Below are 20805 nucleotides of genomic sequence, written 5' to 3'. Positions count from 1 at the left end.
GGTGGCGGGGTGGGCGTGGGCTTTGCCTTCGACCTGAGCCGGCTGTTCAACAAGCCCGCGCCGGTGCAGCAGGTGGACCTGTTCCAGTACAAGGTGCGAACCATGGATGGCGCGATCGTGTCGGCCAACGCGCCGGCGGTGCCAGGGCTGGAGCCTGGCGCGTGCGTGCGGGTGATCTACCCCGACGGCAGCCAGGAACCCCGCCTGGCGCCATCGAACGAGTGCTGAACCGCCGCGGCGCAGCCTGAAAGCACAACGGCCTCCACTCGGGAGGCCGTTGTCGTTGGCAGCGGCGGCCGCTCAGGCGGCCTTGCGGCTGTCGCGCAGTTCGCGGCGCAGGATCTTGCCGACGTTGGTCTTGGGCAGCTCGGTGCGGAACTCGACGTACTTGGGCCGCTTGTAGCCGGTCAGGCGCTCCTTGCAGAACTCGATCACATCGGCCTCGGTCAGCCCCGGATCCTTCTTCACCACGAACAGCTTGACCACCTCGCCCGAGTGCGTGTCAGGCACGCCCACGGCCGCCACCTCCAGCACGCCCGGGCACTCGGCCACCACGCCTTCGACTTCGTTCGGATACACGTTGAAGCCCGACACCAGGATCATGTCCTTCTTGCGGTCGACGATCTTGGTGTAGCCGCGCTCGTCCATCACGCCGATGTCGCCGGTCTTGAAGAAGCCGTCCGGGGTCATGACCTTGGCGGTCTCGTCCGGGCGGTTCCAGTAGCCGGCCATCACCTGCGGGCCGCGGATGCAGATCTCGCCCGGCTGGCCGAGCGGCACGTCCTTGCCGTCATCGTCGCGGATCACCACTTCGGTCGACGGCAGCGGCATGCCGATGGTGCCGGAGAACACATTGGTGTCGGTCGGGTTGCAGGTGGCCGAGGGCGAGGTCTCGGACAGGCCGTAGCCTTCGATGATCGGGCAGCCGGTCTTGGCCAGCCACTGCTTGGCCACCGCCTCCTGCACCGCCATGCCGCCGCCGTTGGCCACGCGCAGGCCGGAGAAATCGACCTTGCTGATTTCCGGATTGTTGATCAGTGCGTTGTACAGCGTGTTGACGGCCGGGAACATGTTGAACTTGTACTTCTGCAGTTCCTTGATGAAGCCCGGAATGTCGCGCGGATTCGGGATCAGCACGCTGGTGCCGCCGCTGCGCATGCCCAGCAGGCAGCAGACCGTCAGCGCAAAGATGTGGTACAGCGGCAGCGCAGTGATGGTGATGGGCTGGTCGATATGTGCGCCCTTGTTCAGCGCCGGCTGCATCCACGCCTCGGACTGCAGCACGTTGGCCACCACGTTACGGTGCAGCAGCACCGCCCCCTTGGAGATGCCGGTAGTGCCGCCCGTGTACTGCAGGAAGGCGATGTCATCCGGGCCGGTGGTGGCCGGCTGCAGCGTCAGCTTGCGGCCTTCGGCCAGCACGCTGTTGAAGCGCACGCAGGTGGGCAGCTCCCACGCCGGCACCATCTTCTTGACGTTGCGCACCACGAAATTGACGATCGCTCCCTTCAGCCCGCCCAGCATGTCGCCCATGCTGGCCACCACCACGTGCTTGACCGGGGTCTTGGCCAGCACCTGCTGCAGCGTGGAGGCAAAGTTCTCCAGGATCACGATGGCCTCGGCGCCGCTGTCCTTGAGCTGGTGCTCGAGCTCGCGCGGGGTGTAGAGCGGGTTGACGTTGACCACCACGAAGCCCGCGCGCAGCACCGCCGCCAGCACCACCGGGTACTGCAGCACGTTCGGCATCATGATCGCCACCCGTGCGCCGGGACGCAGCCCGCGCGACTGCAGCCAGGCGGCAAAGTGCGTCGAGAGCTGGTCCAGTTCGCCGTAGGTGATGGCCTTGTCCATGCAGATGAAGGCCTTGCGGTCGGCATAGGTGCGGAAAGACGCCTCGAGCAGCGCGGCAAGCGAGCGGAACTGGCTGGCATCGATCTCGGCGGGGACGCCGGCCGGGTAGTGTTTCAGCCAAATTCTTTCCATAGCACCGTCTCCTGATTTCTGAATGGTCGTTCGATTTTGCCGAGATGCTAAACGTGCGCCCCGGTTAAAACAACAACTTAGACGAAGTCCTCAGGGCCACCGGACAGGCCTTGGTGCCCCTGACGGGCATTATGCGCCACCGATCGGGCGCAAGTAGGGGGATAACCCCTAGTGAGGCAAATCCGCACTCAGCCGCCGCTGGGCAGCGCCAGTTTCATCATGCTGGCGGCAAGCTCCTGCGCCAGCGTCTCCGGGTCCATGCGGCCGGGTTCATGCCAGGTGTAGAGGAACCCCACCACGCTGCCGATCGCATGGGCCGTCACGCGTGCGTCGCCGAAGGCGAACACGCCATCGCGCTTGCCCTCTTCCAGCAGCGCATAGAGATCGCGATAGAAGTCCCGCGCCATGCTGTCGAGCCACGCCACGGTGTCAGGGCGCAGGTACTGGTTGTCGCGAAAGCTCAGCGTGGCCGGCACATGGCAGGCGACGCAGCGCCGCGCCATCTCGAGCAGGCACGCCTGCAGGCGCTCGCGCACCGGCAGCGCCGGGTCCGCGGTCTCGCGGATCACGGGCAGGCAGGTCTGGGCCGACTCGCGGCACAGGATGTCGAAGATCTCGTACTTGTCAGTAAAGTAGTAGTAGACCGCCGGCTTGGTCACGCCCAGCGCGCGGCACAGGTCGTTCATGGTCATGCCGGGATAGCCCTTGCTGTAGAAGAGCTGCGCGGCGGTATCGAGGATCTGGCGGCGGCGGGCCTCCTGGCGCTCGGCAATATGCGGGCGGGCCGGCTGCGGCTCTGGCAGGGTGCTCAACGGCGGGTTCAGCGGTGCGGATCTGGGTGCAATCGACATGATGCAATTCTCGCATGGCGGGCTCGCTACGCCAGTCCTGTCGAGCCCTTGCCTGGCGCCGCGGTCTGCGGCGCCAAAGGGAAAAGGGAAAACGGCCCGATTGACGCGAATACCCGATCACCCCAGAATCTTACCCAACGGTAAATAAATGTACCAACGAGTACATACCCGCACTGCGCCCTGCACAACAGACGCCATCAACGCTCCCGCATCATGACGACCCACAAGCTCCTGATCGCCAATCGCGGCGAAATCGCCATCCGGATCGCGCGGGCCGCCGCGGCCATGGGCATCCCCAGCGTCGCGCTGTACAGCGAAGACGACCGCGACGCGCTGCACGTGCGCAAGACCGACACTGCGGTGGCGCTGCCCGGCACTGGTCCGCGCGCCTACCTCGACATTGCCGCCGTGGTGGACGCCGCGCGGCGGGCGGGCTGCGGCATGGTGCACCCCGGCTACGGCTTCCTGTCCGAGAACGCCGACTTTGCGCAGGCCTGCCTGGACGCCGGGCTGGTCTTCGCCGGTCCTGCGCCCGACGTGCTGCGCCTGTTCGGCGACAAGGCCCGCGCCCGCGCGCTGGCGCGCGAGCATGGCGTGCCGGTCGTGCCCGGCACCGCTGGCCCGACCTCGCTGGAGCAGGCGCGGGCCTTCTTCGCCAGCCCCGACGGGCAAGCGGGCATGATGATCAAGGCGCTCGCCGGCGGCGGCGGGCGCGGCATGCGCGCCGTGCATCGCGCTGCCGCGATCGACGAGGCCTATGCACGCTGCGTCTCGGAAGCGAGCGGCGCATTCGGCAATGGCGCGGTCTATGTGGAGCGCATCGTCGCCGCACCGCGCCATATCGAGATCCAGGTGGTTGCAGACGCCGAGGGCCGCGTGCTGACGCTGGGCGAGCGCGAATGCAGCCTGCAGCGCCGCCACCAGAAGCTGGTGGAGATCGCCCCCAGCCCGTCATTGGATGACGCACTGCGCGCAAGGCTGGCCGATGCCGCCGCCACACTGGCGCGCGCCGCCGCCTATCGCGGCATCGGCACGTTCGAATTCCTGGTGGCAGACGGCGGCGCTGGCGGCCCATCGTTCTGGTTCATGGAGGCCAACCCGCGCCTGCAGGTCGAGCACACGGTGACCGAGATGGTGACCGGCGTCGACCTCGTGCAAACCCAGCTGGCCATCGCCGCCGGCGCACGCCTGGCCGACCTGGGCCTGGAGCAGGCACCCGCGCCGCGCGGCATCGCGGTGCAGTTGCGCATCAATGCCGAGCACCTCGACGCGCAGGGCCAGCTGCGCCCGGCCAGCGGCACGCTGACGGCGTTCGAGCCGCCCAATGGGCCAGGCGTGCGCGTGGACAGCGCGGGCTTTGCCGGCATGACGGCGAATCCGCGCTTCGATTCGCTGCTGGCCAAGCTGATCGTGCACGAACCCGGGGGCGACTACGCGCGTGCGCTGGCGGTCGCCTACCGCGCGCTGTGCGAGTTCCGCATCGAAGGCATCGATACCAACCGCCGCTTGCTGCAGGACCTGCTGCAGCTGGACGACGTGCGCCGCAATGCCGTGCACACGCAGTACCTGGACCAGGCGCTGGCTGCACTGGCGACTGCCGAGGCCGACCACCCGGTGCTGCACGCGCCGCCCGCCCTCGCCGACGGCGCGCTGGCCGATGCGGACCAGGCGCTGGCCGACCTCCCCGACGACGCCATCGCCGTGCCGGCGCCCATGGACGGCGCGCTCGCCGCCATCCACGTGTGCGAAGGCGACACGGTCAGGCGCGGCCAGCCGCTGGCCATCATCGAAGCGATGAAGATGGAGCATCCGCTGGAGGCGCCCGCCGCCGGCACGGTGCTGCGCGTGCTGGCCGTTGCAGGTGCCACGCTGCGCGCCGGGGCCGCGGTGATCGTGCTGGCGCCCGGCGACGATGCCGGCCATGCCGCCGAGACCGCCGCAGCGGCCGACCTCGGCCATGTGCGCGCGGACCTTCGCGAAACGCTGGAGCGCCACGCCCTTGGCCACGACGCCGCACGCGCCCAGGCCGTCACCAGGCGCCACGCCCAGGGTGGCCGCACGGCGCGCGAGAACATCGCCCAGCTGTGCGACGACAACTCCTTCATCGAGTACGGCGCGCTCGCCATCGCCGCGCAACGGCAGCGCCGCAGCGTCGAGGACCTGGTCAGCGCCACGCCCGCCGACGGCATCGTCACCGGTATCGGCACCGTCAACGCGGCGCGCTTTCCCGGTGCCGATGCGCGCTGCATGGTGCTGGCCTACGACTACACCGTGCTGGCCGGCACGCAGGGCTTCTATGGCCACAAGAAGCTGGACCGGATGCTGGCGCTGGCGCGCCAGTGGCAGGTGCCGGTGGTGCTGTTTGCCGAGGGCGGCGGCGGCCGGCCGGGCGATACCGACATGCCGGTGGTGGCCGGGCTGGACTGCACCTCGTTCATCCAGTTCGCGCGGCTGTCGGGCCAGGTGCCGCTGGTGGGCATCGTGTCCGGCCGCTGCTTTGCCGGCAACGCCGCGCTGCTGGGCTGCGCCGACGTCATCATCGCCACGCGCAGCGCCACCATCGGCATGGGCGGGCCGGCCATGATTGAAGGCGGCGGGCTGGGCGTGTTCGCGCCCGAGGAAGTGGGCCCGGTCAGCGTGCAGGGGCCCAACGGCGTGATCGACGTGCTGGTCGATGACGAAGCGGCCGCGGTCGATGCCGCGCAACGCTACCTGTCCTACTTCCAGGGCGACGTCCATGACTGGCAGGCGGATGACCCGCGCCACCTGCGCCACGCCATCCCCGAGAACCGCCTGCGCAGCTACGACATGCGCGCGGTGATCGCCGCCATGGCGGACAGCGGCTCGGTGCTGGAGCTGCGCGCGGCGTTCGGCACCGGCATCATCACCGCACTGATCCGCATCGAAGGCCGCGCCTTCGGCTGCATCGCCAACAACCCGCGCCACCTCGGCGGCGCCATCGACAGCGCCGCCGCCGACAAGGCCGCGCGCTTCATGCAGCTGTGCGACGCGCACGGGCTGCCGATGGTGTCGCTGTGCGACACCCCGGGCTTCATGGTCGGGCCGCAGGCCGAGAAAACCGCCACGGTGCGGCACGTGTCGCGCCTCTTTGTCACCGCTGGCGCGCTGCGCGTGCCGTTCTTCACGGTGGTGCTGCGCAAGGGCTACGGGCTGGGCGCGCAGGCCATGGCCGGCGGCAGCTTTGCCGCGCCCTTCTTCACCGCGGCCTGGCCCAGCGGCGAGTTCGGCGCAATGGGCATCGAGGGCTCGATCCGGCTGGGTTTTCGCAAGGAGCTGGAGGCCGTGGCCGACCCCGACGAGCGCGCGGCGTTGTTCGCGCGCATGGTCGACGGCGCCTACCAGCGCGGCCGCGCGCTCAACATGGCCAGCCACCTGGAGATCGATGCGGTGATCGACCCTGCCGACACGCGGCGCTGGCTGCTGCGCGGGCTGGCCTCGGTGCCGCCGGGGAGCCTCGGCCGCCTGGCCAACGCACCGAGACGTTTCATCGATACCTGGTAAGCGGCGCGCGCGGCGGCGGCTTAGTTGGCCGCGGTCTTGCCGCCCGCGGTCAGCGTGCCGGTGCGCGTGGCCGGCGGCACCAGCCGCTGCAGCGCGGCCTCGCGCTCGGCGGCGGGCAGCGCGCCGATACGGGCGGCCTCGTCATAGAAGCGCTGCCAGTCGCCGTTGCACTGCGCCAGCAACGCGGTGAAGGCCGGCACCCACTGCTGGTAGGTGGCCACCGCGGCCAGGTGGGCGTTGGTCAGCGGCTGGTCGAACCAGCGGTCATAGCCGCTGAATCCGCCCCACTCCGTGCGCAGCCGCGCGTACTCGGTGCGCAGGTCGGCGAAGATTTTGGCCTTGCCCTCTCGCTTGGCGCCGTCATCGAGCGGGGTCTGGTACAGCGCCACCAGCCGGTCGCGCGTGCCCAGCAACAGCGCGCGGAACTGCTGGCGCCGGGCATCGTACTGCCGATAGCTGGCGCGCGCGTCCTCCGACGCATCCTCGGCCAGCCAGCGCTCCACGCCCGCGGCTTCCACCGCGGTGGCGAAGGACTCGTTGAAGGCGGTGTCGTTGCGCACGTACACCACCTGGTGCGCCAGTTCGTGGAAGATCAGCCGCGCCAGTTCGCCCTCGGGCAGATAGACGAAGGTATTGAGCAGCGGGTCGTCGAAATAGCCCAGCGTCGAATAGGCGGGGATGCCAGCCACGTACGTCTCAAACCCGTCGCGGCGCAATCCCTGCGCATACTGCTCGGCATCGGACTGGGCGTAGTAGCCGCGGTAGCTGATGCAGCCGACGATGGGGAAGCACCACTTGCGCAGGTCCATCGACAGCTCGGGCGTGGCGAACACGCTCCACACCACATAGGGCCGGTGCAGGTTGGCGTAGCGGCGGTAGCTGCCGTTCTCGGGCAGCTTCAGTTCGCGCGAGGCGAAGTCGCGCATGCGGCCGGCCAGCGCCAGCCGCTGCGCCAGGCGCGCATCGTTGGCGTCGCGCGCGCTGGCGATGGCGTCGGTCAGCGGTTGTGCCTGGGCCATCACGCCCAAGTGGCCGCCGATCGACTGCGCGTAGTAGCCGACGGCCTCACACCCGGCCGTCACCAGGACCACCGCGGTGAGGCCGGTCGCCGCCAGGAGTGCCGCCCAGCGCCGGCGGCCAGGCTGCGGCGTCATGCCGGCCGGACTGCCCCTTCCGTGCAGGCCTCGACCTGCACCAGGCAGTCATAGAACACCGGCGCGCGGCCCAGGTCGGTCAGGCGCTGGCTGGTCAGCTCATTGGCGTTCTTGCCGTCCGAAGCCAGCTTCTTCCACCAGATCGACAGGCCCACCACCAGCCCGCGCCGGGCGCGGTCGGTGACGCGGGCGCGCGCCACCATGCTGCCGCGGTCGTTGAAGACGCGCACCATGGCGCCGTGCACGATGCCGCGCTCGGCGGCGTCAGCCGGGTGGATGTCCAGGTGCGGCTCGCCCTCGGTGGCGCGCAGGCTGTCGACGTTGACGAAGGAGCTGTTGAGGAAGTTGCGCGCCGGCGGCGAGATCATCGCCAGCGGATAGCGCGCCGCAAGTTCGGGCGCGGTCAGCGGCGCCTCGTACTGCGGCACGTAGTCAGGCAGCGGGTCGAGGCCGTCGCGCGCCATCGGCTCCGAATAGAACTGGCACTTGCCCGATACGGTCGGGAAGCCACCCTCGGCGAACGGCGCCGCCGGCAGCGCCAGCTTCTGCCAGCCCTGCTCCTTCAATGATTCCCAGCTGATGCCGGCCGCGCGCGCATCGCCCGGAATGATGGCCTGCGCGGCGATGGCCTCGTCGCTGTCGGCAAAGCACGCTTCAGTGAAGCCCAGGCGCTGCGCCAGCCGGCGGAAGATCTCGGTATTGGGCAGGGCCTCGCCCATCGGCGCGATGGCGGCGTTGTTGGCCAGGAAATAGGTGTGGCCGTAGGCCTTGTGCACGTCGGTGTGCTCAAGCTGCGTGGTCGCCGGCAGCAGGATGTCGGCATAGTCGGCGGTGTCGGTGCGGAAGTGCTCCAGCACCACCGTGAACAGGTCCTCGCGAGCGAAGCCCGCGGCGACCTTGCCGGATTCCGGCGCCACCGCGACCGGGTTGCTGTTGTAGACCACCACGGCCTCGATGCGCGGCGCGCCGGGCGCCGGCTCGGCCAGCAGCGCGTCGCCGATGGTGCTCATGTTGACGATGCGCGGCAGCTGCTGCGGCCAGCCAGGCAGCAGGTCGGGGCGCTGCAGGGCGGCTTCGTTGATCGGGAAGAAGCCCGAGGTCGACAGCTGCAGCCCGCCCGCGGGCTGGCGCCAGGCGCCCACCAGCGACGGCAGGCACGCCACCGCGCGCACCGCCTGGCCGCCGCCGTGCACGCGCTGCATGCCGTAGTTCAGGCGGATCGCCACCGGCTGACGCTCGCGCACCGCCAGCTGGCCGTAGAGGCCGGCCAGCCATTCGATGTCCTCGGCCGGGATGGCGCAGATCTCGGCCGCGCGTGCCGGGGTGTAGGCCTGCGCGCGCTCGCGCAGCGCCTCGAAGCCGACGGTGTGGCGTTCGATGTAGTCGTGGTCGAGCAGGTCGTCGCGGATCAGCACATGGATCAGCGCCAGCGCCAGCGCGCCGTCGGTGCCGGGCATCGGCGCGATATGGCGGAGGCACTTCTCGGCGCTCAGCGAGCGGTACGGGTCGATCGCGACCAGCGTGGCGCCGCGCCGCTTGGCTTCCTGCGCGCGGGTCCAGAAATGCAGGTTGGAGGCAATCGGGTTGCCGCCCCAGATGATCACCAGCCTGGCATCGACCACGTGCTCCATGTCCATGCCCACGCTGGCGCCGTAGGTGTAGCGCAGCGCGGTGGCGCCGGCGCTGGCGCAGATGGTGCGGTCCAGCCGCGACGCGCCCAGCTTGTTGAAGAAGCGCGCGGCCATGCTCTCGCCCTGCACCAGCCCCATGGTGCCGGCGTAGCTGTACGGCACGATCGCCTGCGGATCGCGCGCCGCGATCGCCTGCAGGCGGGTGGCGATGGTGTCGAGCGCCTCGTCCCAGGAGATCGGCGCGAACTTCCCTTCGCCCTTCCTGCCGATGCGCTTCATCGGTGTCAGCAGCCGGTCCGGGTGGTAGGTGCGCTCGGTGTAGCGCGACACCTTGGTGCACAGCACGCCCTGCGTGCCGGGATGGTCGGGATCGCCCGCTACCTTGACGGCACGGCCGTCCTCGACGGTGACGAGCAAGGCACAAGTGTCGGGGCAGTCATGCGGGCAGGCGGCGCGGACAATGCGGGAAGCCATGGGGTCTCCGGGCGGGGTGTGTTGTTTTTTCGTTCGGTCGTACGGAACTGGAGATGCCGGCGCAGGCGCGCTGGTAGCGGCGCCCGAGCCGCGCCGGCGGGCGGCGCTTTCCCGGCCGTGCGGGGGGATGGCGGGGAGTATCTCGATCCGATTGTATTCGATTATGATGTGCCGGCGCGCTGCCGGCACAGACCGGTACGCGCACCATGCCGCACGACGTGAGCAATTCGCCGGCGAGAGACCGGCCGACGCGGCAAACGGGTAATCGAACCACATTTCGCGGGGGGTTTATGTCGTTCCGATCCGGGGTCAATGGCCGGCTTGCCGGCCTGCTGGTGGCGTGCGCCATCGGCACGGGTGGCGCATCCTGCGCTGCCTTCGCGGCCAACACGGCGGGCATCCCCGCCACATCCGAAAACGGCGTCACCGCCGACACCATCCTGCTGGGCCAGTCCGCCGCGCTGACCGGCCCGACCGCCGTGCTCGGCAAGCAGATGAACTCGGGCGCACGGCTGTATTTCGACCATATCAACCAGCAGGGCGGCATCCACGGCCGCAAGATCCGGTTGGAGGCGCTAGACGACTACTACGAACCCGAGCCCGCCGCCAGGAACACCAGGAAGCTGATCGAGGAAGACCGCGTCTTCGCCCTCTTCGGCTATGTCGGCACGCCCACCAGCCAGGCCGCGCTGCCGCTGGCAATCCAGGCCAGGGTGCCGTTCTTTGGCCCGTACACCGGGGCGCAGTCGCTGCGCGAGCCGCGCAGCCGCTACGTCTTCCATGTGCGCGCCGGCTACAACGAGGAAACCGCGGCCATCCTGCGCCAGATCCAGACCACCGGGCTCAGGCGCGTGGCCGTGGTCTACAACGAGGACGCCTACGGCAAGGCCGGACTGGATGGTCTGGAGCGCGCGCTCAAGGCCGCGCCCGACAGCGGCGTGCAGATCGTCGCGCGCGAACCCGTGGTCCGCAACACCACGGAAATCGGCGACGCCATCCAGGGTTCGATGAAGGCCAGGCCCGACGCCGTGGTGATGATCAGTGCCTACCGCACCGCCGGCGCCTTCGTGAAGGAAGCGCTGCGCCGCGGCTACAACGGCCAGTTCTACAACGTCTCCTTCGTCGGCACGCAGGCGCTGGCCAACGAGGTCGGCGCGCAGGGCAGCGGCGTGATCATCTCGCAGGTGATGCCGCACCCGGGCAACGCCACGCTGCCGATCGTGCGGGAGTACCTGCGCCTGCTGCAGGCCGCCGGCAAGCCCAGTGAATTCGACTACGCCAGCATCGAAGGCTTTATCGCCGCCAAGGCGTTCACCGAGGGCCTGCGCCGCGCGGGCAAGGACCTGACGCGCGAAAAGCTGGTGACCGCCCTCGAGTCAATGCGCAGCTATGACCTCGGCGGGTTTATCGTCAACTTCACGCCGGAGAATCACGTGGGCTCGAAGTTCGTGGAGATGACGATCATCAATTCGAAGGGGCAGGTGATCCGCTGAGACTCAAGGTTTTCTCCTCCCTCGCGCAGGGAGGAGAAAACCAGGGCCCTACTCCATGTCGTTCAGGTGACACGCCGAGAACCGCATCGGCGCAATCTCCTTCAGCAGCGGCTGCTCTTCCCGGCAACGCGGCATCGCATGCGGGCAGCGCGGGTGGAAATGGCAGCCTGGCGGCGGGTTCAGCGGCGACGGGATCTCGCCGCGGATCGCCACATAGGTCTTGCGGGCCACCTCCAGCTTGGGCGCCTCGGCCAGCAGGGCCTGGGTATAGGGATGGTTGGGCGCGGCGAACACGTCTTCGGTCGGCGCGGATTCCACCACCCGCCCCAGGTACATGATCACCACGCGGTCGCTGATGTGCTTGACCACGCCCAGGTCATGGCTGATGAACAGGTAGGTCAGGTTCAGGTCTTCACGCAGGCGCATGAACAGGTTCAGCACCTGGGCCTGGATCGACACATCCAGCGCCGCCACCGACTCGTCGCACACCAGGAACTCGGGCTTCACCGCCAGCGCCCGGGCAATGCCGATGCGCGCGCGCTGCCCGCCGGAAAACTGGTGCGGAAAGCGCCGCAGCACGGTCGGGTCCATGCCCACGCGCACCAGCATGTCTTCCACATAGCCCTTCTGCGCGCCGCGCTCGACCATGCCGTGCACCACCGGCGCCTCGCCCACGATATCCAGCACGCGCAGCCGCGGATTGAGCGAGGCGTACGGGTCCTGGAAGATCATCTGGATCGCCAGCTGCTTCTCGCGGCGCTTGTCGGGCGGCAGGTGGTCCAGGTTGATGCCGCGCCACAGGCGCTCGCCCTCGGTCAGCGAGTGCAGGCCCACGGCCATGCGCCCGAGCGTGGACTTGCCGCAGCCGGACTCGCCGACCAGGCCCACCACTTCGCCGGCGCGGATGCTCAGGTCGACGCGGTCGACCGCGTGCACCACCTCGTCGTGCGCATGGGCGCCGAACAGGTTGGCGATGCGCGCGGCGGTGTCGAGCGACTTGACGAAGCGCTTGGACACGCCGCGCAGCTCCAGGATCGGCGCGCTCGGCGTGCCCCCCTCTTCCGCTGCAGGATTCGTCATCGGTCGGGATTGCAGTTCAGTTGCGCTCATGCTGCCTCCTGGTTGGCCAGCACCGGATGGAAGCAGCGCAGGCGGCGGCCGTCGGCGGCGGTCTCCAGCGGCGGCTCGGTCTTGCAGGCAGCGGTGGCGTAGGGACAGCGTTCGCGGAACGCACAGCCGCCCGGCAGGTTCAGCAGCGACGGCGTCATGCCCGGGATCTGCCGCAGCGGCGTGCCGCGCGGATTGCGCGACGGCGCCGAGCTGATCAGCCCGTGGGTGTAGGGGTGTTCGGGGTGTTCCAGCACCTGGCGCACGTCGCCGGCCTCGACGATCTTGCCGGCGTACATCACGCACACGGTATCGGCCAGCCCCGCCACCACCGACAGGTCGTGCGTGATCCAGATCAGCGCCGTACCCGATTCGCGGCACAGGGTCTGCATCTCGTACAGGATCTGGCCCTGGATGGTGACGTCCAGCGCGGTGGTCGGTTCGTCGGCAATGATCAGGTCGGGCTTGTTCAGCAGCGCGATCGCGATCGCCACGCGCTGGCGCATGCCGCCCGAGAACTGGTGCGGATAGGCCTGCAGGCGCTCGTCCGGCGACGGGATGCCGACCCGCGCCAGCGCATTGCGCGCGCGTTCGCGCGCCACCGCCTTGCCCACCTTTTCATGCGCCAGGACCGCCTCGATCATCTGCGTGTCGATGCGCAGGACCGGGTTCAGCGTCATCATCGGGTCCTGGAAGATCATCGCGATGCGGTTGCCGCGCACGTCGCGCTGCTGCGCGGGCGTGAGCGCGCGCAGGTCGCGGGTGATGCCGTCGCGGCTGGTCAGCGCGATGCGGCCGTCGACGATCTTCCCGGGCGGGTCGATCAGGCCCATGATCGAATAGCCGGTCATGGACTTGCCCGAGCCGGACTCGCCCACCAGCCCCATGATCTCGCCGCGGCCCACGGTGAAGGACACGTCGTCGACCGCCTTGGCGATGCCGCCGCGCGTGTGGAATTGCGTCTTCAGGTGTTCAACCACCAACGTCGGTTGTGCCATGTTCCGCTCCTGGTTATTGCGTCTGCAGGCGCGGGTTGAGGACATCGCGCAGCTGGTCGGCCACCAGGTTCATCGCCACGATGGTGACCACCAGCGCGATGCCCGGGAAGAAGCTGATCCAGTACTTGCCCGACAGCATGTACTGCTGCCCGTTGGAGATCAGCGATCCCAGCGAGGGCTCGGTGACCGGCACGCCCAGCCCGAGGAAGGACAGCGTCGCTTCCAGCGTGATCGCCGAGGCCACCTGCAGCGCCGCGATCACGATCAGCGGCGGCAGGCAGTTGGGCAGCAGGTGGCGGAACATGATGCGCATCGGCGGCAGGCCCAGGCAGGTGGCGGCCTCGATATATTCCTTGCGGCGCTCCACCAGCGCGGCGCTGCGCGTGGTGCGGGCGTAGTAGGCCCACTGCACCGCCACCAGCGCGATCACGATATTGCCCAGGCCCGGGCGCAGGAAGGCCAGCAGGATCAGCGCCAGCAGGATCGGCGGGAACGACAGCTGCAGGTCGGCCACGCGCATGATGAAGGCCTCGGTGCGCCCGCCCAGGAAGCCGGCCAGCAGGCCGAGCGTGGCGCCCAGCAGCAGCGCGATCACGGTGCTGACCACGCCCACGCCGATGCTGATGCGCAGGCCGTACATCACCGCCGACAGGATGTCGCGGCCCTGCTCGTCCGAACCCAGCAGGAAGGTCATGCCGGTGCCGGCCTGCTCGCCCGGCGCCAGGCGCGCGTCGAGCACGTCCAGCGTGGCCAGGTCATAGGGGTTCTGCGGCGCCAGCCACGGCGCGAAGATGGCGATCAGGATGATGATGACCAGCGTGGCCAGTCCGGCCACGGCAATCTTGCTGGAGAAGAACTCCGCGGCAAAGCGCCGCCACGGCGATTGTTCGCGCGCCGCGGCGGGCGGCGGGGTCTTGTCCTCTTGTTCTACAGATACGGCACTCATGGCTCAGCCCTTGTTGTCGGCAATGCGCACGCGCGGATCGAGCATGCTGTAGATGATGTCCACCACCAGGTTGATCAGGATGAACAGCGTCACGATCACCATCAGGTAGGCGACGATCACCGGCCGGTCCAGCAGCTGGATCGAGTCGATGATGAGCTTGCCCATGCCGGGCCAGGCGAAGATGGTCTCGGTCACGATCGCAAACGCGATGATCGAGCCGAACTGCAGCGCGATCACCGTGACGATCGGGATCAGGATGTTCTTCAGCACATGCACGCCGACAATGCGCGTGTTCGACAGGCCCTTGGCGCGCGCGAACTTGACGTAGTCCTGCATCATCGCCTCCTGCGTGCCGGCGCGCGTGAGCCGGATCACCATGGCGATATTCAGGAGCGACAGCGTTACCGCCGGCAGGATCAGGTGGCGGATGCCGTCGGCAGTCAGGAAGCTGAGCGGGATGCCGAGCACGCGCACGGTCTCGCCGCGCCCGTTGGAGGGCAGCCAGCCGAGCTGCACCGCGAACACCATGATCAGCATCAGCCCGACCCAGAAGGTGGGCAGCGAGAAGCCCAGGATCGACACCGCCATGATCGACTTGCCGGCCATGCCCTTGGGCCGCAGCCCGGCCCACAGGCCCAGCGGGATGCCCAGCACGATCGCCAGCAGGATCGCGCAGATGGCCAGCTCCATGGTGGCGGGCATGCGCTCGAAGATCAGCTTGAGCGCCGGCGTGCCGTGCGCGAACGAGGTGCCCAGGTTGCCTTGCAGCGCATTCTGCAGGAACACCCAGTACTGCTCCCACAGCGGCTTGTCCAGGCCCAGCGCCGCGATGGTGCGCTTGATGTCCTCCTGGTCGGCCTGCGGGTTGATCAGGATGTCGACGGGATTGCCGATGGCAAAGACGCCGAGGAAAACCAGCAGCGACATGACGAAGAGCACGACCACGCTCTGCATCAGGCGCCGGATGATAAAGACCAGCATGTTCGAACCACTTTCCTTTCGCGCGCGAATGCACGCCACGCCCGGGCCGCGCCGTGGCGCTTCCCGGGTGTGGCGCGGCAGCCATGCGCGGCACCGCAAACTCGGCCAGCAGACCATCCGCCGGCCGAGGCTCCTGTTGTCTGGGCTGACCGGAGCTTACTGGGGCTTGAAGTTATGCGCGTAGGTGCGCTCGTCGGTACGCGGCACGTAGACGATGCCCTTTTGCGTGGCCCAGGTGGTCACCTGCTGGTGGATCGGGATGATACCGCCATCGTTGATCGCGATCGCGGTGGCCTCCTGCAGCAGCTTGGAGCGCTCGTTGTCGTCCACGGTGGACAGCGCCTTCTCCAGCACCACGTCCATCTTGGGGTTGCAGTACTCGCCCCAGTTGGTGGTGCCGAAGCCCTTCTTGCTGTCCTCGCACGCCAGCAGCGCGCGCAGCGGCGAGCTGACCTCGCCGGTCTGCGCGCCCCAGCCCAGCAGCCCGAACGACCACTCGTGCTTGATGCCCTTGGACGAGTACGTCGCCATCGGCATGCCTTCGACCTTGGTGGCGATGCCGATCCGGGTCAGGTTCTGCGCAATGGTCTGCGCGATCTTCTCGTCGTTGACGTAGCGGTTGTTGGGCGTGTGCAGCGTCACGCCGAAGCCGTTCGGGAAGCCGGCCTCGGCCAGCAGCTTCTTGGCGGCCTCGGGGTCGTACTTGACCGTCTTCAGGTTGGGGTTGTAGCCGAACAGCGTCGGCGGCACCAGGTTGTTGGTCGGCTCGGACAGGCCTTCCATCAGGCGGTCCTTGATGCCCTGCCGGTTGATCGCCATGCTGATGGCATTGCGCACGCGCGCGTCCTTCAGCGGGTTCTTGTCCAGCGGTGCGCCTTCCTTCGTCGTGACATAGGGCGACTTGTCGCGCTTGGCATCGAAATACAGGTAGATCACGCGGTGCGAGATCTTGGAGAAGAACGACAGCTTGGGATCCTGGCGCACCTTGGGCAGGTCAGGCGTGGGCACGTTCTCGATCGCCTGCACGTCGCCCGACAGCAGCGCCGCCAGTCGCGTCGCCGGATTGGGGATGAAGCGCAGCGTGACCTTGTCCCAGGCCGGCTTGGCGCCCCAGTAGTCGTTGTTGCGCACCAGCTCGACCCGGTCGTCGCGGGCATAGCTGACGAACTTGAACGGCCCGGTGCCGACCATGCCCTTGCCCTGCGCGAAGTCATCCGAGCTCAGCCCCTGCGTCGCCTTCTTCTGCACGATGAAGATCGACGTGAGGTCGTTCAGCATCAGCGGATAAGGCTGGTTGGTGGTCAGCTGGATGGTGTGCTTGTCGATGATCTTCTTGTTGACGATCGCCTTGGTGTAGACATCGAACTTGCCCGGGCTGTTCTGGATGGTGGCCGGGCGGTCCAGCGACCAGATCACGTCTTCGGCGGTCAGCTCGGAGCCGTCGTGGAACTTCACGCCCTTGCGGATCTTGAATTCCCAGGTGAGGTTGTTGACCAGCTTCCACGACTCGGCCAGGCCCGGGATGATGCGGCTGTCCGGGTCCATCTTGGTCAGCGAGTCAAAGATATGCTCGGAGACGTTGATGTTGGAGAACAGGTTGTAGAAGTGCGGATCCATCGAGGTTGGCGGCGAACTCATGGCCAGTTTGAGGTCCGCGGCCTGGGCGGTGCCGGCGAGCGCCAGGCCAAGGGCCCCGGCTACCGCCACCACACCAATTGCCTTCTTGAAAGTGCGAAGGGACATCGCGCAATTCTCCCTGTAGGAAGTGAAGCAGACGTTTTAGGATCGGCAATGCGCCGCGCCGCGGGTCACGCGGCGGCGCTGCGTTTTGGTGCGGTTTGGGGTGCGGTTGCGCATCACAAAGCGACGAATTTGCCGGCCGGGCACTTCAAGCATGAACTGTTCCAGCAGTGCGCATGTCGCGGCAATGCGGGGAAACCCACCCGCGCTGGCATATTGCACTGCGCCAACCTGGCAAGCGCGCAGGAAATCGCCGCATTTTGGCGCTTTGCGGAGAGGCATCGTATGATCGGGGTATCCAACGCTAACGCCCCTAACGTCCAGGGCAGCCAGGCATCATGAAGCTCATCCCCGAAATCCTGCAGGCACAAGCCGAAATCCGCGCGATCCGGCGCGACATCCACGCCCACCCGGAACTCTGCTTCGAAGAACAGCGCACTGCCGACGTGGTCGCGCAGAACCTGGAATCGTGGGGCATCGAAGTGCATCGCGGCCTGGGCACCACAGGCCTGGTGGGCGTGATCCGCAACGGCAACAGCCCGCGCACCATCGGCCTGCGCGCCGACATGGACGCGCTGCCGCTGCAGGAAGCGAACACCTTTGATCACCGCTCGCAGCACACCGGCAAGATGCACGCCTGCGGCCACGACGGCCACACCGCCATGCTGCTCGGCGCGGCGCGCTACCTGGCGCAGCATAAGCCCTTCGACGGCACCGTGCACCTGATTTTCCAGCCGGCCGAGGAAGGCGGCGGCGGCGCCCGCGAAATGATCAAGGACGGGCTGTTCGAGCGCTTTCCGTGCGACGCGGTGTTCGGCGTGCACAACTGGCCGGGCATGCCGGTCGGCTCGTTCGGCACGCGCGCGGGCCCGCTGATGGCATCGAGCAACGAGTTCCGCATCGTGGTGCGCGGCAAGGGTGCGCATGCGGCCATGCCCAACAACGGCAACGACCCGGTCTTCACCGCTGCGCAGATCGTGTCGGCGCTGCAGGGCATCATCACGCGCAACAAGCGCCCGATCGATACCGCGGTGATCTCGGTCACGCAGTTCCACGCAGGCGACGCCACCAATATCGTGCCGGACCAGGCCTGGATCGGCGGCACGGTGCGCACGTTCACGGTGCCGGTGCTGGACCTGATCGAACGGCGCATGGAAGAAGTGGCGCGCGCGGTGGCGGCGGCATTCGACTGCACCATCGGATACGAATTCCACCGCAACTATCCGCCGACCATCAACAGCGAGGCCGAGACCGGCTTTGCGGCCACGGTCGCCGCGGAACTGGTCGGTGCGGACAACGTCGACAGCAATATCGAGCCCACCATGGGCGCCGAGGACTTCTCGTTCATGCTGCAGCACAAGCCGGGCTGCTACCTGTTCCTGGGCAACGGCGACGGCGGCCATCGCGACGCCGGCCATGGCATCGGGCCCTGCATGCTGCACAACCCGAGCTACGATTTCAACGACGAACTGCTGCCGGTCGGCTCGACGTTCTTCGTGCGGCTGGTGGAAAAGTGGCTGGCGCCTGCGTGACGTTACGTACCTGAGCACAGCACAACGATAAAAAACCGGGGAGCATCCGCGATGGGCCGCCTGGCGCTGGATCGCGAGACAGCGCGCAGCTTCGCGCGCGTGGCGCTGGACAATATCCTGCGCCGCTATCCGTACAAGCTGGACCACATGATGGCCAGTGCCGGTGACCTGGCCGAACCGTCGGCCTGGCATCCGGTCTTCTGCGGCAGCTACGACTGGCACTCCAGCGTGCACATGCACTGGTTGCTGGCGCGGCTGCTGGCGCTGTCGCCGGACCTGGAGGAGGCGCCCCGCATCCGCGCAACGCTGGCCGCCCAACTGCGTCCAGAGCACATCGCGGTCGAACTGGCCTACTTCCAGCAGCCCCTTTCGCGCACCTTCGAACGCCCCTATGGCTGGGGCTGGATGCTGAAACTGCAGGCGGAGTTGCTGGCGCTGGCGCGGCAGGACGCCCAGGCAGCCACCTGGGCCGAGGCATGCGCGCCGCTGGCATCGCACCTGTCACGGCAACTGGCGGATTTCCTGGATGCAGCGGTATTCCCGGTGCGCACCGGCACCCATTACAACAGCGCCTTCGCTCTGGTGATGGCCATGGCCTATGCGCGCGCACACCAGGACTTCACCTTGCGGCGCGCCATCGTGCGGCGCGCCCACCGCTGGTTCGGACATGATCAGAAATACCCGGCGCGATATGAGCCCGGCGGCGATGAATTCCTGTCCGGCGGGCTGACCGAAGCCGTGCTGATGCACGCCGTGATGGACGGCTGCGCGTTTTCAGAATGGTGGGATTTGTTCGTGCCGGGGCAGGCGGAACTGGCCAACTGGCTGACGCCGGTGGAAGTGACCAATCGCAGCGACCCCAAGACCTCGCACCTGGACGGGCTCAACCTTTCGCGCGCCTGGTGCTGGCGCATGCTGGAGCCCGCCCTGCCCGAGCCGCTGCGGCCGCTGGCCATCCGGGCATGGTCCGATCATCTCGAGGCATCGCTGCCGCAGGCGGTCGAGGGCGAGTATGTGTCCACGCACTGGCTGGCCTCGTTCGCGGTGCTCGCGCTGGCCGAGCCTATCGGCGGCTGAAGGCGCCGCGGGGGCTTCAGTCCAGCGCGATGTCGCCGTACCAGGACTCGGCCTTGCTCTTGGTGTTGTCGGTATCGGTCATGATGCCCACGGCGATGACCGGGCCGGGGTCGGTCCCGAAGGCCTTGCGGTAGTCGGCGCGCAGGTCGCGCTCATGGCAACGCCACTCATTGGCGTGCTTCATGCCGCTATCCACCACGATCATGCGTACCCGGTCGGTGTGCGGATTCCTCACCAACGAGCCTTCCGCGCGCCGTCCGCCCCAGATGTACATCAGCGTGGCGTAGGGCATTTCGCGGCCGGTAGTCAGCCGCGCCAGCTCGTACATCAGCTGGTCTTTCAAGGGCAGTGCACCCTTGTCGCCGTCGAAGGCGACGAACAGGCGCAACGGCGAATCCTCGCGCGGGCCGTGGCTGTTGTCGGCGTTGCGGATAATGCCGCTGGTCTTCCAGGTCCAGCGCAGCATGCCGGCATCGCGATCGCGCAGCGGGACATACAGGCCGGAGGCCGAACTCTCGGCCTGCGCATGGACGACCACGCGCTGGTCGACCTCCGCCATCGAATAACGGGTGGGCGTCTTGTTGCGGTTGATGGTCCAAGGCTGCCAGCCGATCGGCAACTGGTCGCGATGCGGTGACACCGAGAACAACGGCAGCGTGGCCAGGGTCGGCGGCGGCGCGGCATCGGCGGCTTCGCCGTCGTCGCCCGCCTCGGCTTCGGCCGCACTGGTGTTGGCGGCAGCCAGCGGATCGGGCGACGACACCGCAGTCACCGCCGGGTCCGTCTGCGCTGCCGCGTACCCGGCCATGCGCCTGGCGAATGCCTGGCAATCGATCGCGGAAGTGTCAGCCATAGTGGCCGTGTCACCCGGAGGAACCGTGGAAACAGGGGGAGTGGATGCGCATCCTGCCAGCAGCAGCGCGCCGGCGGCGCCAGTCAAAACCAGCCGAAACACCTTGGCCGTCATGTAACCCCTCGAAACCCGAATCCGGACCTGCTCTGTTGGCAAGGGTCCGGCTATTGCTCACTACTTGCTGCAAACACGCGTTGCAACCGCCTTCGTGCCGCATGTGGGCACTTGGGTGTCGACCATAGCAGAAGGCGGACAGTCCCGGAATGCTCGGCGACCCGCGATGCGGCATGAAAACAACGAGGACATGCGTGCCTGCGCCGGCCCCCGGGCGTTTCCGCCGCGCCAAAGCAAAAACCCCCAGCCTTTGTGGCTGGGGGTTCTGCGGTATAAGAGCCTGGCGATGACCTACTTTCACACGGGAATCCGCACTATCATCGGCGCGGAGCTGTTTCACGGACCTGTT

The 20805-nt window shown here is 67.9% G+C and carries 15 protein-coding genes and 1 pseudogene; 6 read left to right on the top strand and 10 right to left on the bottom strand.

Annotated elements, in window-relative coordinates; translation table 11 throughout:
* A pseudogene (locus AC3WON_RS28575) lies at window positions 1–228 on the top strand (hypothetical protein); the annotation flags it as partial.
* Between the two features lie 72 nt (window positions 229–300).
* Here AC3WON_RS28575 and AC3WON_RS28570 read toward each other — a convergent pair.
* Window positions 301–1983, bottom strand: coding sequence for a long-chain fatty acid--CoA ligase (locus AC3WON_RS28570; RefSeq protein WP_492321587.1), 1683 nt, complete (start codon window positions 1981–1983; stop codon window positions 301–303).
* A 188-nt stretch (window positions 1984–2171) separates the two neighbouring features.
* On the bottom strand, window positions 2172–2834 hold the full coding sequence (locus AC3WON_RS28565) for a TetR/AcrR family transcriptional regulator (RefSeq protein ID WP_492321588.1): 663 nt from the start codon (window positions 2832–2834) through the stop codon (window positions 2172–2174).
* A 213-nt stretch (window positions 2835–3047) separates the two neighbouring features.
* Here AC3WON_RS28565 and AC3WON_RS28560 point away from each other — a divergent pair, with 213 nt between their 5' ends.
* Window positions 3048–6356: an acetyl-CoA carboxylase family protein gene (locus tag AC3WON_RS28560; protein ID WP_492321589.1), complete on the top strand. Its 3309-nt coding sequence runs from the start codon at window positions 3048–3050 to the stop codon at window positions 6354–6356.
* A gap of 20 nt (window positions 6357–6376) precedes the next feature.
* Here AC3WON_RS28560 and AC3WON_RS28555 read toward each other — a convergent pair whose 3' ends face one another.
* Both AC3WON_RS28555 and AC3WON_RS28550 read right to left on the bottom strand, forming a co-directional pair.
* Complete coding sequence (locus tag AC3WON_RS28555; RefSeq protein ID WP_492321590.1) at window positions 6377–7510, bottom strand: aminopeptidase; 1134 nt, start codon at window positions 7508–7510, stop codon at window positions 6377–6379.
* The gene (locus AC3WON_RS28550; protein WP_492321591.1) at window positions 7507–9615 is read right to left on the bottom strand and encodes a molybdopterin-containing oxidoreductase family protein; all 2109 of its coding nucleotides are present in this window, start codon (window positions 9613–9615) and stop codon (window positions 7507–7509) included. The genes AC3WON_RS28555 and AC3WON_RS28550 overlap by 4 nt, the downstream gene beginning before the upstream one ends.
* 290 nt (window positions 9616–9905) lie before the next feature.
* On the opposite strand from AC3WON_RS28550, the gene AC3WON_RS28545 reads away from it, so the two are divergent.
* Entirely contained in the window at window positions 9906–11108 is a 1203-nt protein-coding gene (locus AC3WON_RS28545) for an ABC transporter substrate-binding protein (protein WP_492321592.1), read from the top strand.
* A gap of 48 nt (window positions 11109–11156) precedes the next feature.
* Here AC3WON_RS28545 and AC3WON_RS28540 read toward each other — a convergent pair whose 3' ends face one another.
* The 5 genes from AC3WON_RS28540 to AC3WON_RS28520 form a co-directional block, all read right to left on the bottom strand.
* Window positions 11157–12188: an ABC transporter ATP-binding protein gene (locus tag AC3WON_RS28540; protein WP_167686585.1), complete on the bottom strand. Its 1032-nt coding sequence runs from the start codon at window positions 12186–12188 to the stop codon at window positions 11157–11159.
* Window positions 12189–12214: 26 nt separating this feature from the next.
* Window positions 12215–13213, bottom strand: coding sequence for an ABC transporter ATP-binding protein (locus AC3WON_RS28535; protein WP_010814791.1), 999 nt, complete (start codon window positions 13211–13213; stop codon window positions 12215–12217).
* A gap of 13 nt (window positions 13214–13226) precedes the next feature.
* On the bottom strand, window positions 13227–14159 hold the full coding sequence (locus tag AC3WON_RS28530) for an ABC transporter permease (RefSeq protein WP_492321593.1): 933 nt from the start codon (window positions 14157–14159) through the stop codon (window positions 13227–13229).
* 3 nt (window positions 14160–14162) lie between these two features.
* Window positions 14163–15140 (bottom strand): ABC transporter permease, encoded by a 978-nt coding sequence (locus AC3WON_RS28525; RefSeq protein WP_492321594.1) that lies wholly within the window; start codon window positions 15138–15140, stop codon window positions 14163–14165.
* 156 nt (window positions 15141–15296) lie between these two features.
* Window positions 15297–16883, bottom strand: coding sequence for an ABC transporter substrate-binding protein (locus AC3WON_RS28520; protein ID WP_492353246.1), 1587 nt, complete (start codon window positions 16881–16883; stop codon window positions 15297–15299).
* Window positions 16884–17218: 335 nt separating this feature from the next.
* Between AC3WON_RS28520 and AC3WON_RS28515 the strand changes: the two genes are divergently transcribed.
* Together AC3WON_RS28515 and AC3WON_RS28510 are read left to right on the top strand one after the other, a co-directional pair.
* Window positions 17219–18412: a M20 aminoacylase family protein gene (locus AC3WON_RS28515; RefSeq protein ID WP_492321596.1), complete on the top strand. Its 1194-nt coding sequence runs from the start codon at window positions 17219–17221 to the stop codon at window positions 18410–18412.
* A 51-nt stretch (window positions 18413–18463) separates the two neighbouring features.
* Window positions 18464–19489, top strand: a complete 1026-nt coding sequence (locus AC3WON_RS28510; protein WP_492353245.1) for a DUF2891 domain-containing protein — start codon at window positions 18464–18466, stop codon at window positions 19487–19489.
* Window positions 19490–19505: 16 nt separating this feature from the next.
* Here AC3WON_RS28510 and AC3WON_RS28505 read toward each other — a convergent pair whose 3' ends face one another.
* Complete coding sequence (locus AC3WON_RS28505) at window positions 19506–20456, bottom strand: DUF3047 domain-containing protein (protein ID WP_492353244.1); 951 nt, start codon at window positions 20454–20456, stop codon at window positions 19506–19508.
* A 166-nt stretch (window positions 20457–20622) separates the two neighbouring features.
* Between AC3WON_RS28505 and AC3WON_RS28500 the strand changes: the two genes are divergently transcribed.
* Window positions 20623–20805: hypothetical protein (locus AC3WON_RS28500; protein WP_492353243.1), on the top strand; the 183-nt coding region annotated here is incomplete at its 3' end.

This window comes from Cupriavidus sp. FW305-46 (genome assembly GCF_058787075.1).
Note: the sequence above shows the minus strand (reverse complement) of the source record. Positions and strands in the feature narration are given on the sequence as shown.